We start from the raw sequence: 14,879 nt of genomic DNA on the forward strand, positions 1-14,879 counted from the left end.
CGGCAACAACCAGGGTGGCAACAACCAGGGTGGCAACAACCAGGGTGGCAACAACCAGGGTGGCAACAACCAGGGTGGCGGCAATCACGATGGGCCCGGCGGCAAGAACAAATAAGTTCATTGCCTGAGTCTCGCCTGAAAGAGGCACACAAAATGACAACAGGCTCCGCTTAATCGGCGGAGCCTGTTTCTGTTTCAGAATTGGGGGTTACCGGCTGTATAACCACCCGGCAAAGAGTACCAACATGGTGATAACCACAAAAAGTACCACATAGGGTCGCATAGGCGTGAGGTATGGCTCGTATTCGGTTTTCTGAGGGGTGCGGTCGTCCGGGTCCATATGATGGTCACGCAAGTGGAAGGGGAGAGGCCCGGCCGGGCATTGGGGGACTGAGGGCCGGGCCTCTGCTGGTCAATCAGCAGCGCAAATCTGCATGGATATTACAGTCGATTCAATAACCGGTTCCTCGCTATAATTTCTTAGATGCAGGACGTGGACCGGTCGTGAGTAGGGAGAATTGGCATGTCACAACGCAATTCGTTCGATCTCCAGCGGTTTGTCGTGGCGCAGGCCCCGGCCTTTGACGCAGCACTGAAGGAACTGCAAAGCGGACGAAAGCAAACCCACTGGATGTGGTTTGTCTTTCCGCAAATGCGTGGCCTTGGCCACTCTTCCCAAGCGGAGTTTTATGGCATTGCGTCTTTGGACGAGGCAAGAGCATATCTGGCCCACGAGTTGCTTGGAATGAGACTCGTTCAATGTACAGAAACCGTCCTGCACACTGAGGCTAGTTCGCTGTACGCTCTCTTCGGTTCTCCTGACGACATGAAGTTCAAGTCGTGCATGACGCTGTTCTCGGTGGCTGCTGATGAACCGGACAATCTGTTTCTTGAAGCCTTGCAGCGCTGGTGCGACGGGAGTCTGGATGAAAGAACATTGGCTCTGATTTCAAACTGACGCAGCCAATTGCCGGTGTTGCCTTGAACGTACAAGTTCGTCCATTATGTGCTGCAAGAGAAACAGATCATAGTGATTGGATACAAGTAGGTATGTCGACATCAACATCCCTTCGCAAGCGCGCTTCGAATGAGCGAAGCCGGACTAACGATCCGGATCGCACCAAGGCCGACATACTTGCGGTGGCAACCGAAGAATTTGCTACCTATGGTTTGAGTGGTGCCCGTGTCGATGCGATCGCGGAACGGACCCGTACGTCAAAGCGCATGATCTACTATTATTTCGGCGGCAAAGACGGGCTGTATCTGGCGGTCCTCGAGAAGGCTTATGCCGATATTCGGGCCATCGAAGCCGCATTGGACCTTGATATGCTCGACCCCATCGACGCGTTACGCCGCGTGATTGACCAGACCTTCGAAAATGATGATAGTCATACGGATTTTGTGCGGCTGGTTACCATCGAAAACATCAACCAGGGCAAGCACCTCGCCGAGGCGCTGTCAATTCGTGAGATCAATCTTCGCATCATTCAGATCATCGGTGCCATTCTCGAACGCGGCCGTGCTTCGGGTGTGTTTCGGTCTGACCTGGAGCCTGTGGATGTGCATATGATGATCAGCGCGTTCTGCTTCTTCCGCGTTGCAAACCGTCACACCTTCGGTGCGATCCATCGCGTTGATCTCTCGGAGCCCGGGAGGCGTCAGAAGCATAAGCAGATGATATCCGATGCTGTCATAGGTCTGCTTCAGCAAAAGTAGCGGGCGGAAAGTCGTTCCGCCCGCATTTTGCATCAGGCAGGGACGGCAACAAGTTTCTTGCCGAGGTCGTGCATCGGTGTGCGATAGGTTTCGGAAGCGGTTGCGGCAGAAATCGCGGCGATGGTAGCGGTAACCGACGTGAACGCCGCCACCGGAACCCAACCCATCGGCCCCGTTCCCAGCAGAGCTGCGCTGATCGTTGGCGCAAAGCCGCCGAGAGCAAAGCCGATCTGTGTACCAATCGCCATGCCCGAGAGCCGCACACGCGTATCGAACATCTCGCCGTAGAGTGCGGGCCAGACCCCGTTGGAGGCGCTGTAGACAATGCCCGAAAGCAATATGCCAAGAACGAAGATCAGCGGAAGGTTGCCTTGGCTGATTGCCCAGATATAGGGCCAGATCAGGACGGCGCAGCCAAGGGCTCCGGTTATGAAGATTGGCTTGCGACCGATGCGGTCAGCGAGTGACGCCCACAGGGGGATCGCGCCAAGTGCCACGAGATTGGCGAGAACGAGAACAGTCAACATTGTCGACCGGTCAATCTGCATCGTATTGACCGCGTAGGAGAGCGTAAACACGCTGAAAATGGTGCTGACTACAGAAATCAGCGCGGCAAAGATGATGCGCAGGACATCGGCCCAATGATTGGTGAACAGCAGCACGAAAGGTACCTTGGCGGTTTCGTGCCTGTTGGTCTCCTCGAGAAAGACCGGTGTTTCCGGCAGGCTTCGGCGCACCCAGAACCCGACAGCCACAACAGCAAGGCTGAGGAAGAAGGGAATGCGCCATCCCCATGACAACAGATCTGCCTCCGGCAATTTCGAGATCGGGATGAACACCAGGGTCGCCAGGATAAGTCCAGCCTGTGTGCCGCTCAATGTGAAGCTGGTAAAAAACGCACGCCTATGTGGGGGAGCGTGCTCGAGTGTCATCGAATTCGCGCCAGCTTGCTCGCCGGCCGCCGAAATACCCTGCAGCAGGCGCGCAATCACGAGAAGGACCGGTGCCAGGATGCCGACATGGTCATAGGTCGGAAGGCAACCAATGAGGAAGGTCGAAATTCCCATCAGCAGGAGCGTGAAGGTCAGCACCTTCTTGCGTCCGAACTTGTCCCCTACATGCCCGAGTATGACAGCGCCAAACGGCCGCGCGATGTAGGCAACGCCAAAAGTCGCAAATGACGCGATGGCAGCAGCCTGGGGATTGGCGGCCGAAAAGAAGATCTTCGGAAAGATCAGCGCGGCGGCCGTGCCATAGATGAAAAAATCATAATATTCGACAGCGCTGCCGATCCAGCTGGCAAGCGCTGCTTTCCCGGGTGCTTTCACACCTGCTATTGGTTGATGCATGGACGTCTCCTCTTCGTCGTGAAAATAAACGGGTGGACCCGGCTCAGGCGATGGCCTCCTTCGCCTCTAAGCCGAGTTGAATGAAATGGCGCAACATGCGCTCGTGATCGGGTTTCACACCTGTAAACAGGCGGAACGCTTCGACGGCTTGGAACACCGCCATGCCACCTCCGTCGAGTGTGCGGCAGCCTATGCTCCGCGCCGCCCGAAGGAGTGCAGTCTCAAGCGGGAAGTAGACGATCTCCGCCACCCAGAGTTCCCGCCGGAGCAATTCGGCCGGCAGCGGCATACCGGGATACTTGTCCATACCGGTCGGCGTACAATGGACCAGGCCATCGGCGACAGCCATCTCCGTAGCAAGGTCGTGCGAGACCCGCACTTGATGCGTTCCAAAGCGCTCGAAACGCCTGTTAAGAGAGGCGGCCAACTCCTCAGCCCGACCATTGTCCCTGTCTGACAGAATGAGTTCGCGCACGCCCAGTGTCATGAGTGCATGGGCAACAGCCGCACCCGCGCCGCCCGCGCCAAGTTGCACCACAGAAGACAGGCTGGCGCCGGGCAAGCCCCGCTTGAAGCTCTCCGAAAAGCCCCACCAGTCGGTATTGTGGCCAATGCGGCGGCCGTTGCACAGAACGACGGTATTAACGGCCCCGAGTGCAGCAGCATCGGCTGATAGTTCGTCAAGATAGGGTATGACCGCCTGCTTGCACGGGTGCGTAACATTCAAACCGGTGAACCCCGTCAGCTCTGCAGAGGCAAGCAGTTCCGGAAGGGCTGCTGCGCCCAATCCAAGGCGCTCGAGATCGATGCTCTGGTAAATGAGACGGAATCCTTGCTCATCTCCCTCGCGCTCGTGCATTGGTGGTGTGCGTGACGCCTGGATTCCTGCACCGATCAGCCCAAGCAGAAAGCGTGAAGGTTCAGCATTGATTTTTGGTGGATGAATCATGGAGCGACCTTTTCAAGAAGCGTGGCAAGTCGGCGAAGGGCGAGCGTATATCCCTGTGTGCCGCAGCCGCAGATCACCGCGGTTGCGACATGGGAAGGGTAACTATGATGGCGGAATGGCTCGCGGCGATGGATGTTGGAAATGTGGACTTCGATGATCGGGCACGGACACGCAGCAAGGGCATCCATTATCGCAACTGACGTATGCGAATAGGCTGCAGGGTTGATGATGATCCCTCCGACAGTCTCGCGCGCTTCGTGTAACCAGGAAATAAGTTCGGCTTCGGCATTGCTTTGGCGGAAGTCCACGGACAGGCCAAGTTCGCTGCCGACGCGCTTGCACTTGGCCTCTACATCCCCAAGGGTTTCGGTGCCGTAGATTTCCGGCTGCCTCTTTCCGAGGAGATTGAGGTTCGGTCCATTCAGGATCAGAATCTGGCGGGCGTTCAGCATGATCCTGAACTCCCTGCCGATAGCGGGAACTGCCCGGCGCGTGCACAATTCGGTTCCATGTCTCCTCCCTGACCACCGCACAATTCCCGCACATGAGGGGTCGTCCGGTATTGACGTATAATGTACGAACTGGTACGTTCATGTCAACAGGTTACGAAAACAGTCTCGAAATGCCCAAAGATGACCTGATACGATGGTATCCAGTACAGCCAGGGAGAGGCCAGGATGAATCCAGTCGTCATAGCAGTTGCCATAACCGGTTCGGTGCCCCGCAAACGCGACAACCCTGCGGTTCCTGTCAGCACTTCCGAGCAGATTGAATCAACGCACGAGGCCTATGAGGCCGGCGCATCGCTCGTCCATATTCATGTCCGCAACGACGATGAAAGTCCTTCGTCCGACCCTGAACGCTTTGCGGCGGTGCAAGCTGGTATCATCCAGCATTGCCCTAACATGATTGTGCAGTTCTCCACCGGCGGCCGGGGTCGCGATCCGGGTGCGCGAGGCTCTTCACTTTACCTGAAGCCCGACATGGCCTCGCTGTCGACGGGCTCAGTCAACTTCCCGACGATCGTTTACGAAAACCATGCGGTGCTAGTCAGAGACCTTGCAGGAAGAATGCGTGAAAATGGTGTGAGACCGGAGATCGAGATCTTCGACCTGTCCCACCTGCATGGCGCGCGGCGGCTTGTTGAAGAGGGCATGATGGACGAACGTCCGCATGTTCAGTTCGTAATGGGCGTCGAGAACGCTCTGCCAGCCGACGAGCATGTTCTCGATCTTCTGCTTGGCGAACTCCGCCGTATTCTGCCGAAGGCCACCTGGACGGCAGCCGGGATTGGCCGTCATCAGGCACCGGTTATGGAATGGGCCTTGCAGCGCGGGGCAGATTCCGTCCGGACTGGGCTTGAGGACAATATCCGGGTCACCAAAGACCGTTTGGCTCGCAGTAATGCGGAACTTGTGACGATTGCCGCCGAGGCAATCACGCGCCACGACCGCCGTACCGCCACCTGCAGCGAGGCACGCAACATTCTTGCCATCTCAAAGGTGAGGGGAGATTTGTCATGAAAACGTCGATTGCCACTGTTTCGCTCAGTGGCGAACTCCCGGAGAAGCTCGATGCGATCGCACGGGCAGGATTTGACGGTGTCGAGATATTCGAGAACGATTTTCTAGCCTTTGACGGCAGCGCGCGCGAAGTGGGTGCGATGGTGCGCGACCATGGCCTGGAAATTACCCTGTTCCAACCGTTTCGCGATTTCGAAGGCATGCCCGAACCGCAGCGGTCACGCGCTTTCGACCGTGCCGAGCGCAAGTTCGACGTGATGCAGGACCTGGGCACTGACCTGGTGCTGGTCTGTTCGAATGTATCACCCATTGCCCTCGGCGGACTCGATCGTGCCGCCGCTGATTTTCATGAACTCGGCGAGCGGGCCGCCAAGCGCGGCTTGCGCGTGGGCTACGAGGCGCTGGCCTGGGGGCGGCACATCAATGACCATCGCGATGCCTGGGAAATTGTCCGGCGTGCCGACCACGCCAGTATCGGTCTCATCCTCGACAGCTTCCATACGCTCGCTCGCAAGATCGACGTCAATTCGATCCGTTCGATCCCTAAGGAAAAGATATTCATCATTCAATTGGCCGATGCACCGCTGATCGACATGGACCTGCTTTATTGGAGCCGCCACTACCGCAACATGCCGGGAGAAGGTGATCTTGCTGTGCTTGACTTCATGCGCTCTGTTGCCGCTACAGGATATGACGGCTATCTGTCGCTCGAGATTTTCAACGACCAGTTCCGCGGCGGCTCGCCGCGGTCGATCGCAATCGATGGGCATCGTTCGCTGATCTATCTTGGCGATCAGGTCAAGCGGAGCGAGCCCGACACCATCATGAAAGTCCCGCCAATGCCGGCGCCCATCGAGGTCGAGGGTGTCGAATTCGTGGAGTTCGCCGCCAATGAAGAAGAAGCTGCGGAGCTTGCATCTCTGTTGCATACGCTGGGTTTCCGCAAGACGGGGACACACAAGACCAAGCAGGTGGTCCGCTACAGTCAGGGCGGTATCAATCTTGTGATCAACACCGAACGGGAGGGCTTTGCCCATTCGTCTTACGCGGTTCACGGCACTTCGGCCTATGCTCTCGGCCTCAAGGTTGCGGATGCTTGTGCAACAGTTGCACGTGCCAGGGCGCTTGGAGCGCAGCCGTTCGAGCAGGCTGTTGGACCGTCAGAGCTCGGCATGCCAGCCATTCGCGGTGTCGGCGGCGGGGTACTGTACTTTGTAGATGACAAATCGGAACTGAAGAACATCTGGACGATCGAATTTGACCCTGTTGCAGACGATGCTGCAGCACAGAATGCCGGCCTGAGACAGTTCGACCATGTTGCCCAGACCATGAACTTTGATGAAATGCTGACTTGGCTTCTCTTCTACACTTCGATCCTCAAAACCAGGAAGACACCGATGGTCGATATCATCGATCCTGCCGGTATTGTACGCAGCCAGGTTGTTGAAAACGAAACCGGCTCCTTGCGCATTACCATGAATGGCGCCGAAAACCGGCGCACGCTGGCAGGTCATTTCCTGGCAGAGAAATTCGGATCGAGCATCCAGCATCTGGCGTTTCGGACCGATGATATTTTCGAAACAGTCGCAGCGCTGAAAGCCAATGGCTTTGTGCCACTGCAAATATCGCAGAACTATTATGACGACATAGAAGCCAGGTTCGGTCTTGATCCCGAGCTTGCCGACCGGCTCAAGGCGGCCAACATCCTCTATGATCGCGACGACAATGGCGAATATTTCCAGCTGTACAGCCCGAACTACGGTGAGGGGTTCTTCTTCGAGATTGTGGAGCGCAGGGCCTACAAGGGCTATGGCGCGCCAAACGCAATCTTCCGGATTGCCGCTCAGAAACGCTACATCCGGCCACAAGGCATGCCAAAGGGTCACTGACACCTGATTGGATTGGTACGAGGCCCGCCGATCACTCAGCGGGCCCCGCAATTAGCGTCCCGGCATTGTGTTTAGGCGTGAGCGTGGGGATGGTGATAGCCCCAGACCGCCCAGGCCGATATGGCGGCCACAAGAAGCCCAAGAACGACATGCGTCCACATCGCGTTGGTACTGGCGGCGAAACCGAGCAGCCAGGGGGACGCGATCAGCCAAAGACCAAGTACGAGATTCGCCCATTCCTCCCATTCGGCGAAAGCCGAAATTGCCGCAACCGCCAGTGCACCGAGCACGATGGCCACGGCCCATGCGTTCCAGGTCGGCGTATCCTCTGACATAAAACCGACGACCCAAGGTGAGATGAACAGGCATACCGCCAAGGCCAGGTTGAGCCAGTCTTGCGGTTTCTTGCCTTCCATAAGTGCGTTTGCCATAACAACCTCCTTAGATGAAGCTTAAGCAAAGCATTACTATCCGCGTGCATTGCACGCTTAAGAATAAAATATTCCTGTTGCCGGGAGCTTTCAAGAGATTTTCAGCGGTAGAGTCTTAACGTTTTCGAGAGTAAATTCTCCAAAAGCATGGTTCGAGCGATTTCAACGCACAACCGCAGGATGTTTTACTGGAAATCGCATGTAGTTTTGAATTCTCAATCAAGTAGCTGTTGGTGCTGGCCGAACTGAAAACTTGCACTTCAGGTGGTTGGGCCGGCCGTATGCAGCCAGGCCTCGATTCCCTGCGCCGCCGCCCTTCCGGTCGCGAAGCAGGCTGTAAGCAGGTAACCTCCGGTAGGGGCTTCCCAATCGAGCATTTCCCCTGCGACGAATATTCCGGGCAGGGCCTTCAGCATGTATCGGTCATCGACACTGTCCCAGGAAACGCCGCCCGCCGACGAAATGACCTCCGCGATGGGTCGTGGTCTGACGACGGATAGCGGCAATGCCTTGATGCGTTGCGCAAGACGTTCGGTGTCGGCAATGTCGGCGGCTTCCGCCAATGTCCGCAACAATGCGGCCTTGACGCCCTCCAGGCCAGCACCCTTGCGAAGGCGATTGGATACACTTGCCTTGGCGTCCTGCCGTGCAAGATCGCGGGCCAGGCGCGTGGCAGTCCGGCCCGGCGAGAGGTCGAGCAGGAGGGATGCCTTTCCCACCGCTACAAGATCGTTACGCAAACTTGCGGCGTGGGCATAGACAAGGCTGCCTTCGATCCCCGTGCGCGTGATAACGAATTCGCCTGGGAACGTACCGGCATGGGAAGTTGCTGTTACGGATTTTACAGGTTCACCGGCGAAACGCTCCCCGAACGCGTCGGTCCAATCAACGTCGAAGCCGCAATTGGCGGGCTGGAGATCAGCAACCTCTACGCCGGCAGCGCGCAGTAACTCGAGCCAGGACCCATCGGACCCCAGTCGCGGCCAGCTCCCCCCGCCGAGCGCCAACAAGGCGGCATCAGACTTAACCAACCTTGTTCCTGCGGGAGTTTCGAAGGAATAGCCGCCATCCTTGAAACCTGTAAAGCGATGGCGCGTCAGGATCCGGACACCTTGAGCCTCGAGTCTGCCGAGCCACGCGCGCAGGAGCGGAGAGGCCTTCATGACTTTCGGAAATACGCGTCCGGACGAACCCACAAAGGTTTCCGTGCCGAGTGAAGTGGCCCACGCACGAATATCTTCTGGCGTGAACGCGTCGAGCGCTGGACGCAATTGGCCGGAGGCAGTACCGAACCGTTGCACAAACTGCGAATAATCTTCGCCATGGGTGATGTTCAGGCCGGACTTTCCGGCTAGCAGGAACTTGCGGCCAACGGTTGGCATGCTGTCGTAGATCGTTACAGCATGACCGGACAACGACAGGCGCTCGGCTGCCATCAGGCCGGCGGGGCCGCCGCCAACAATTGCAATCTGTTTTCTGGACATATGTTGGTCTGGCACCCGAATCCTTTGGCAGCAGTTTTGGACCGCCATGACCCCAAGTGCAAGACTCTATTCCCTGACGTCTCTCGGCAGAGTTAGCCTAGTTTACCACAGAAGGAGGGGCACGCCTTGTTGGAGCGTGCCCCTGTTTGCACCTACTTCTGTATGCAGGTGTCGACCGTGTCCTTGGTGCATTCGTCAAGACCCGTAAAGACCGGATCCTCCACTGGCTTACCCTCGATCAGGTCGATCATGACCGACGGAGCCTTATAGCCCATCTCGAACGGCCGCTGTCCGACGAGCGCGGTTACAAGGCCTTCCTTGGCGATTGCGACTTCTTCACCGATCGTATCGGCGGCGCCGATGACGAACTCGTTGCTGGCGATCTTGTCAGCCAAAGGCTTGAACAGGTCGCGATAGGGCTGAGGCGCACCAAACAGCGGCCAGCCGCCCATGATGCCGAAAGCATCCAGTTTTGGGTTGGCAGCAAGAATGTCTGTCATCGCCTGGACACCCTTGGCGCCATCATCATTGGTGAAGACAGGGCAGCCCGCGACTTCCGTCCAACCACCTTCGCCCTTCAGCTCTGCGAGGCCCTTCTGGCCGGTCAGCGCATCGCGCATCCCCTGAGCGCGGCGCAGGATATTATCTGCACCGGTGTTGCCTTCGATCGTGCAGACCGTGCCGCCATTGGGCTTGGCCTTCTTGATGTATTCGCCGATCTTGAAGCCCATCAGGTAATTGTCGGTGCCGAGGTAGGTCTTGCGAAGCGCAGAGTCTTCCGCGGCGAGGTCCGCGTCGAGCGTCATTACGGGAACCGACGGATTGGCCGTCTTGATGGTTTGAGCGATCAGCTTGGCATTGGATGGCGAGATGGCAATCGCGGCCGTGTCGGCTTTGCCGAGAACGTCCTGAACGATTTGCGCCTCCCCAGCTTCATCGGATGTTGATGCTGGGCCAGTATAGAAGCACTCATATTCCGAGCTGGCGTTCTCCTTGTTCCACTTCTGGCAACCTTGATTGATTGCCTCGAAGAAAGGATTGTCGAGACCCTTTACGACGATGACAAGCTGTTTTTTTGCAAGGGCAGGTCCGGCGCCAAGTGCCAGAACCGCAGCAGTGATGAGCAGTAGTGATTTCCTCATTTGTTCCTCCCATAAACAGACGGACGTTGGTGTCCGTCACACCAGATTAACTTCGGATACTGTGCAGGACGGCGCATTTTGCAGACGCTTGAATCGCCATGCCAAGTCGAAGAGCATTTTTCAGTCCATAACTCGAATTCCAGCCCAAGAGGTGTTTTGCCTTGCTTGTGTCCACCCAGTCCCTGAGTTGAGACTGGTCGCAGAGCGCGCGGATGTGAGCATTGGAAAATCGGTGTGATCGGGCGTCCTCCCCCGACCTTGCCTACCGCGCTGGTGACAAGGATTTTCCTCCCAACACTAGCTAATATCGCCGAAGTTCGTACGTCAACGGCTATTTGTCATATAAAACGATTTTTGGGTGTTGCGGGCTTGAATTCACCTGAAAGTTGATTGATGCTCGCGTCCGAACGCCTAGAATGAGCTCACCGTTTTCCGTGGAGGAACTTGGACAACGGGATCGCGACAACGTCCGCCACGATTGCGAACGATGCCTGACGACGCCGAGCATGCAACGGACGGGAGGCTATACGACGGATGGCAGTTCTTGAGCTTATCAATATTTCGAAACATTTCGGCGCCATCCAGGCTGTCAGTGACGTTTCAATTTCCATAGAAGCCGGCGAGGTGGTTGGCCTGATGGGAGACAATGGAGCCGGCAAATCGACGCTCGTCAAAATGATTGCCGGCAACTTTCGACCCAGCCATGGTTCCATGCGGATGGATGGCACCGAACTTAATCTTCACAAGCCGGTCGAAGCCCGCCAGCATGGCATCGAGATCGTTTATCAGGACCTTGCGCTGTGCAACAATCTGACTGCGGCGGCGAATGTGTTTCTCGGCCGGGAGCTTCGGCGCGGCTTCGGCCCCTTTCGAATTCTCGATTACGCCACGATGTACCGTCGGGCAGGTCAGATTTTTGCGGAGCTTAAATCGGAGACGCGCCCGCGCGATCTTGTCAAGCAGATGTCTGGTGGTCAGCGCCAGGCAGTCGCGATTGCCCGGACCAGACTGTCCGAGGCGAAGATTGTGCTGATGGACGAGCCAACTGCTGCTATTTCTGTGCGGCAGATCGCTGAAGTCCTGAACTTGATACGTCACCTGCGAGACCAGGGCATCGCGGTCGTTCTCATCAGTCATCGGATGCCGGATGTCTTTGATGTTGCCGATCGCGTGATTGTCATGCGTCGTGGCAGGAAAGTAGCGGACAAGCGCATTGAAGCAAGTTCACCCGAGGAAGTAACGGGGCTGATTACCGGCGCCATCGAACAAGTTGTATAATCGGCGCTCGCCTAAATGAAAGAAATTGAAGGTCGACAATGGCAATAACTCTTGACCAGACGATCGGACAGAAGCAGCAGAGCTGGCTCTCCGAAAAGTTGGCGAGCCAGACATTCTGGGTTCTCGTCGCCGTCGTTCTCGCCTGCATTTTCCTGTCGTTCGCCACGGATTCGTTTGCGACGTCAAAAAACCTCTACAACATCACGCGCAATGTCACATTCGTCGCGATCATCGCTCTGGGCATGACACTCGTCATCATCACTGGAGGCATCGATCTTTCAGTGGGTTCGGTGCTCTGTCTTTGCAGCATGATACTCGGCGTCGTCATGCATGCGGGGTACAGCATCGAGGTCGGGATAGCGGCTTCGATCGCCACGGCTCTCGCAGTCGGCGCATTTCACGGACTGTTGATCGCCTATATCGGCATGCCGCCATTTGTGGTGACGCTTGGCACATTGTCCATCGCGCGCAGTCTGGCGATGGTAGCCTCCGGCAACACGGTAGTGTTCCAGTTTGGACCTGATCACGACAAGCTTCTTGCCCTCGGCGGGGGCGCTTGGCTTTTTGGTATCGCGAACCCGGTCCTTTACATGATTGTGCTGGCATTGCTGACGGGCTTCGTGCTCCGCTGGACCAAATTCGGTCGTCACGTCTACGCGATCGGCGGCAATGAGCACGCCGCGACGCTTACAGGTGTACCGGTCAAGCCGATCAAGGTGGCGGTGTACATGATTTCCTCGCTTTCAGCGGGTATCGCCGGCATCATCCAAACCGGTTGGCTCGGCGCCATTACGACCAACATTGGCACTGGCCTCGAACTCCAGGTTATCGCGGCAGCGGTTATTGGCGGAGCTGCACTGGCCGGTGGTGTCGGCACGGCCTTTGGGGCCCTTGTCGGTGCGGCACTCATAGAAGTTATCCGCAATAGTCTTGGGCTGCTCGGTATCAACGCCTTCTGGCAAGGTTGCTTCATTGGCGGCGCCATACTGCTGGCGGTCTTGTTCGACCGGCTGCGGAAATTCCGGCAGAGCGACTAACGGGTCAAGCGACTTCGCAGTTCCTGCCTGACAGGGACGAAAGCGCGTGTGGAGACATCCCCAGCGCGGCGGCAAGGTTTCGAATATCCAAGGAGATACCAAGATGAAGAAGCGGATTGTATTCACCGGTGGCACCGGCAAGGCCGGACGTCACGTCGTCCGTTATCTGGTCGACCAAGGTTACGACATCCTGAATGTCGATCTTGTGCCGCTCGAACAGCCGGGCGTAAACACGTTGATCGCCGACATTGCCGATAGCGGAGAGATGTTCAATGTTTTGACCAGCCATTTCGGTTTCGAAGGCTTCGAGACCGGCAAGGGCCCAGGACCTATAGATGCTGTCGTGCATTTCGCAGCGGTGCCGCGTGTTCTCATCAAACCGGACAATGAAACGTTCCGCATCAACACCATCGGGACGTACAACGTTATTGAAGCCGCCGTTAAGCTCGGCATCAGGAAGATCATTATCGCTTCCAGCGAAACGACCTACGGCGTCTGCTTTGCGGAAGGCGACAAGGACTTCCATCATTTTCCGCTTGAGGAAGACTACGACGTCGATCCCATGGACAGTTACGGTCTTTCCAAGCTCGTGAATGAAAAGACCGCTCGCGCCTTCGCCATGCGGACAGGGGCTGATATTTACGCGCTGCGGATCGGAAACGTGATCGAGCCACATGAATATGATCGCTTCCCTGCATTTCTTGCTAACCCGATGTCACGCAAGCGCAATGCGTGGAGCTATATCGATGCCCGGGACCTCGGGCAGATCGTTGATCTGGCAATACGCAAGGATGGTCTCGGTTTTCAGGTGTTTAACGCAGTGAACGACACCATTACCGCCACGCTGCCTACACGGGAGTTTCTGGCAAAATACTGTGCCGGTGTGCCGGTGCAACGGCCGCTCGCTGAGTTTGAAGCGCCATTGTCCAATCGCAAGGCACGCGAGGTGCTCGGCTTCAGGGAAGAGCACGACTGGCGCAAATACGTTCCACGTTGAAATTGATGCTGGGCCGGCGACCCAGGCTTCTCCACGAGGATCCCGAGTTGCAATCGTCCCATAAATAAATTCTACTTCTGCTGGAAACATTGGCAAATTGTTCTGCGACTTGCCAACGAGGATGACTAGCATGCGAGTTCGAAACCGAAACCCGTAGGATACGCTCCTACCTCAGCTTGCAGGGAACATCATGATTTTGAAGAGTGTCGCCTCGATTGGACTTGGCGTTTTGGTGGCTTTGGCGGCGACAACGTCGGGTATCGCCCAAACCGTGAAAATTGGCAGCAAGAACTTTACCGAGCAATTTGTTGTCGCCGAGATCTACGCTCAGGCTCTGGAAAAAGCAGGCATTACTGTTGAGCGCCGGCTCAATCTCGGGGCAACGCTGATTGCTCATTCTGCTCTGACGAATGGTGAGATCGATCTATATCCGGAATATACCGGCACTGCGCTGGCTGCCGTGGTGAAGGGCGACCTCTCGGGTTCTGCCGACAAGATCTACAAGGACGTCAAGGATTATTACGAGAAGAACCTGCAGCTGACACTGCTCGATCCGACGCAAATCAATAATGGCTATGCGATTATCACGCTTCCGGAGACGGCCGAGAAATACAAGCTCAAGACATTGACGGACCTTGGACCGGCGTCAAAGGAACTATCCTTCGGTGCTGAGGGCGGCTTTGGTGAACGCAAGGACGGTCTTCCGGGTCTGAAGCAGGTCTATGGCATTGAATTCAAGGATTTCCGCATCTTTGCCAAACTGGGCATCCGCTACAGTGCGCTGACAAGCAAGAACATTGATGTCTCCTACGGCTTCAGCACCGACTGGCAGATTGCCGACAGCAATCTCGTGGTGCTTGATGACGACAAGCATCTGTTTCCGCCCTACTATCTCGTACCGGTCGTCCGCCAGGACGCGCTTGCCAAGAATCCGAAGATTGCCGAAGTGCTCAACAAGGTAAGCCCGCTGCTGACGAATGAGATCATGCGTGATCTCAACGCGGCGGTAGAGCGGGACAAGAAGGAGCCAAAGGAAGTTGCAGAGGAATTCCTGAAGGCCAAGGGAATTTGATCGGGTTGCTGT

General features: G+C 56.6%; 14 protein-coding genes. 8 read left to right on the forward strand and 6 right to left on the reverse strand.

Going from position 1 to position 14,879, the window contains the following annotated elements; translation table 11 throughout:
* Window positions 1-523: 523 nt before the first annotated feature.
* Complete coding sequence (locus K9U38_RS03000; protein ID WP_224492871.1) at window positions 524-958, forward strand: DUF1810 domain-containing protein; 435 nt, start codon at window positions 524-526, stop codon at window positions 956-958.
* 92 nt (window positions 959-1,050) lie between these two features.
* Window positions 1,051-1,716 (forward strand): TetR/AcrR family transcriptional regulator, encoded by a 666-nt coding sequence (locus K9U38_RS03005; RefSeq protein ID WP_224492872.1) that lies wholly within the window; start codon window positions 1,051-1,053, stop codon window positions 1,714-1,716.
* A gap of 32 nt (window positions 1,717-1,748) precedes the next feature.
* On the opposite strand, the gene K9U38_RS03010 is transcribed toward K9U38_RS03005, so the two are convergent.
* From K9U38_RS03010 to aroQ, 3 genes are read right to left on the reverse strand one after another with little or no spacing between them, the layout of a single operon-like run.
* Window positions 1,749-3,065 carry an MFS transporter gene (locus K9U38_RS03010; RefSeq protein WP_224492873.1) on the reverse strand — a complete coding sequence of 439 codons (1,317 nt, stop codon included), beginning with the start codon at window positions 3,063-3,065 and terminating at the stop codon, window positions 1,749-1,751.
* A gap of 43 nt (window positions 3,066-3,108) precedes the next feature.
* Entirely contained in the window at window positions 3,109-4,014 is a 906-nt protein-coding gene (locus tag K9U38_RS03015) for a shikimate dehydrogenase (RefSeq protein ID WP_224492874.1), read from the reverse strand.
* Window positions 4,011-4,466, reverse strand: coding sequence for a type II 3-dehydroquinate dehydratase (aroQ, locus tag K9U38_RS03020; RefSeq protein ID WP_224492875.1), 456 nt, complete (start codon window positions 4,464-4,466; stop codon window positions 4,011-4,013). Before aroQ ends, K9U38_RS03015 begins: the two co-directional genes overlap by 4 nt.
* A 225-nt stretch (window positions 4,467-4,691) precedes the next feature.
* Here aroQ and K9U38_RS03025 point away from each other — a divergent pair, with 225 nt between their 5' ends.
* Window positions 4,692-5,537: a 3-oxoadipate:acetyl-CoA acetyltransferase gene (locus K9U38_RS03025; RefSeq protein WP_224492876.1), complete on the forward strand. Its 846-nt coding sequence runs from the start codon at window positions 4,692-4,694 to the stop codon at window positions 5,535-5,537.
* Window positions 5,534-7,426: a bifunctional sugar phosphate isomerase/epimerase/4-hydroxyphenylpyruvate dioxygenase family protein gene (locus K9U38_RS03030; protein ID WP_224492877.1), complete on the forward strand. Its 1,893-nt coding sequence runs from the start codon at window positions 5,534-5,536 to the stop codon at window positions 7,424-7,426. The genes K9U38_RS03025 and K9U38_RS03030 overlap by 4 nt, the downstream gene beginning before the upstream one ends.
* A gap of 71 nt (window positions 7,427-7,497) precedes the next feature.
* Here K9U38_RS03030 and K9U38_RS03035 read toward each other — a convergent pair whose 3' ends face one another.
* The 3 genes from K9U38_RS03035 to K9U38_RS03045 all read right to left on the reverse strand — a co-directional run bounded on the left by K9U38_RS03035 (window position 7,498) and on the right by K9U38_RS03045 (window position 10,483).
* Complete coding sequence (locus K9U38_RS03035) at window positions 7,498-7,857, reverse strand: SPW repeat protein (RefSeq protein ID WP_224492878.1); 360 nt, start codon at window positions 7,855-7,857, stop codon at window positions 7,498-7,500.
* Between the two features lie 260 nt (window positions 7,858-8,117).
* Window positions 8,118-9,341 carry a TIGR03862 family flavoprotein gene (locus K9U38_RS03040; RefSeq protein WP_224492879.1) on the reverse strand — a complete coding sequence of 408 codons (1,224 nt, stop codon included), beginning with the start codon at window positions 9,339-9,341 and terminating at the stop codon, window positions 8,118-8,120.
* A gap of 152 nt (window positions 9,342-9,493) precedes the next feature.
* Window positions 9,494-10,483 carry a sugar-binding protein gene (locus K9U38_RS03045; protein WP_224492880.1) on the reverse strand — a complete coding sequence of 330 codons (990 nt, stop codon included), beginning with the start codon at window positions 10,481-10,483 and terminating at the stop codon, window positions 9,494-9,496.
* A gap of 534 nt (window positions 10,484-11,017) precedes the next feature.
* On the opposite strand from K9U38_RS03045, the gene K9U38_RS03050 reads away from it, so the two are divergent.
* The 4 genes from K9U38_RS03050 to K9U38_RS03065 all read left to right on the forward strand — a co-directional run bounded on the left by K9U38_RS03050 (window position 11,018) and on the right by K9U38_RS03065 (window position 14,867).
* Window positions 11,018-11,761: an ATP-binding cassette domain-containing protein gene (locus K9U38_RS03050; RefSeq protein ID WP_224492881.1), complete on the forward strand. Its 744-nt coding sequence runs from the start codon at window positions 11,018-11,020 to the stop codon at window positions 11,759-11,761.
* 38 nt (window positions 11,762-11,799) lie between these two features.
* Window positions 11,800-12,798, forward strand: coding sequence for an ABC transporter permease (locus K9U38_RS03055; protein WP_224492882.1), 999 nt, complete (start codon window positions 11,800-11,802; stop codon window positions 12,796-12,798).
* 103 nt (window positions 12,799-12,901) lie between these two features.
* Window positions 12,902-13,795 (forward strand): NAD-dependent epimerase/dehydratase family protein, encoded by an 894-nt coding sequence (locus tag K9U38_RS03060; protein WP_224492883.1) that lies wholly within the window; start codon window positions 12,902-12,904, stop codon window positions 13,793-13,795.
* 190 nt (window positions 13,796-13,985) lie between these two features.
* On the forward strand, window positions 13,986-14,867 hold the full coding sequence (locus K9U38_RS03065; protein ID WP_224492884.1) for a glycine betaine ABC transporter substrate-binding protein: 882 nt from the start codon (window positions 13,986-13,988) through the stop codon (window positions 14,865-14,867).
* Window positions 14,868-14,879: the final 12 nt, after the last annotated feature.

The sequence above is a fragment of the Phyllobacterium lublinensis genome, assembly GCF_020164435.1.
Classification (GTDB): Bacteria; Pseudomonadota; Alphaproteobacteria; order Rhizobiales; family Rhizobiaceae; genus Phyllobacterium; species Phyllobacterium lublinensis.

Bases quoted from the DNA above. Each gene is read 5' to 3' on its own strand.
- K9U38_RS03035 (WP_224492878.1), bottom strand. From the start codon at position 7,857: ATGGCAAACGCACTTATGGAAGGCAAGAAACCGCAAGACTGGCTCAAC.
- K9U38_RS03015 (WP_224492874.1), bottom strand. From the start codon at position 4,014: ATGATTCATCCACCAAAAATCAATGCTGAACCTTCACGCTTTCTGCTT.
- K9U38_RS03060 (WP_224492883.1), top strand. From the start codon at position 12,902: ATGAAGAAGCGGATTGTATTCACCGGTGGCACCGGCAAGGCCGGACGT.
- K9U38_RS03010 (WP_224492873.1), bottom strand. From the start codon at position 3,065: ATGCATCAACCAATAGCAGGTGTGAAAGCACCCGGGAAAGCAGCGCTT.
- K9U38_RS03000 (WP_224492871.1), top strand. From the start codon at position 524: ATGTCACAACGCAATTCGTTCGATCTCCAGCGGTTTGTCGTGGCGCAG.
- aroQ (WP_224492875.1), bottom strand. From the start codon at position 4,466: ATGCTGAACGCCCGCCAGATTCTGATCCTGAATGGACCGAACCTCAAT.
- K9U38_RS03055 (WP_224492882.1), top strand. From the start codon at position 11,800: ATGGCAATAACTCTTGACCAGACGATCGGACAGAAGCAGCAGAGCTGG.
- K9U38_RS03045 (WP_224492880.1), bottom strand. From the start codon at position 10,483: ATGAGGAAATCACTACTGCTCATCACTGCTGCGGTTCTGGCACTTGGC.
- K9U38_RS03040 (WP_224492879.1), bottom strand. From the start codon at position 9,341: ATGTCCAGAAAACAGATTGCAATTGTTGGCGGCGGCCCCGCCGGCCTG.
- K9U38_RS03005 (WP_224492872.1), top strand. From the start codon at position 1,051: ATGTCGACATCAACATCCCTTCGCAAGCGCGCTTCGAATGAGCGAAGC.
- K9U38_RS03025 (WP_224492876.1), top strand. From the start codon at position 4,692: ATGAATCCAGTCGTCATAGCAGTTGCCATAACCGGTTCGGTGCCCCGC.
- K9U38_RS03030 (WP_224492877.1), top strand. From the start codon at position 5,534: ATGAAAACGTCGATTGCCACTGTTTCGCTCAGTGGCGAACTCCCGGAG.
- K9U38_RS03065 (WP_224492884.1), top strand. From the start codon at position 13,986: ATGATTTTGAAGAGTGTCGCCTCGATTGGACTTGGCGTTTTGGTGGCT.
- K9U38_RS03050 (WP_224492881.1), top strand. From the start codon at position 11,018: ATGGCAGTTCTTGAGCTTATCAATATTTCGAAACATTTCGGCGCCATC.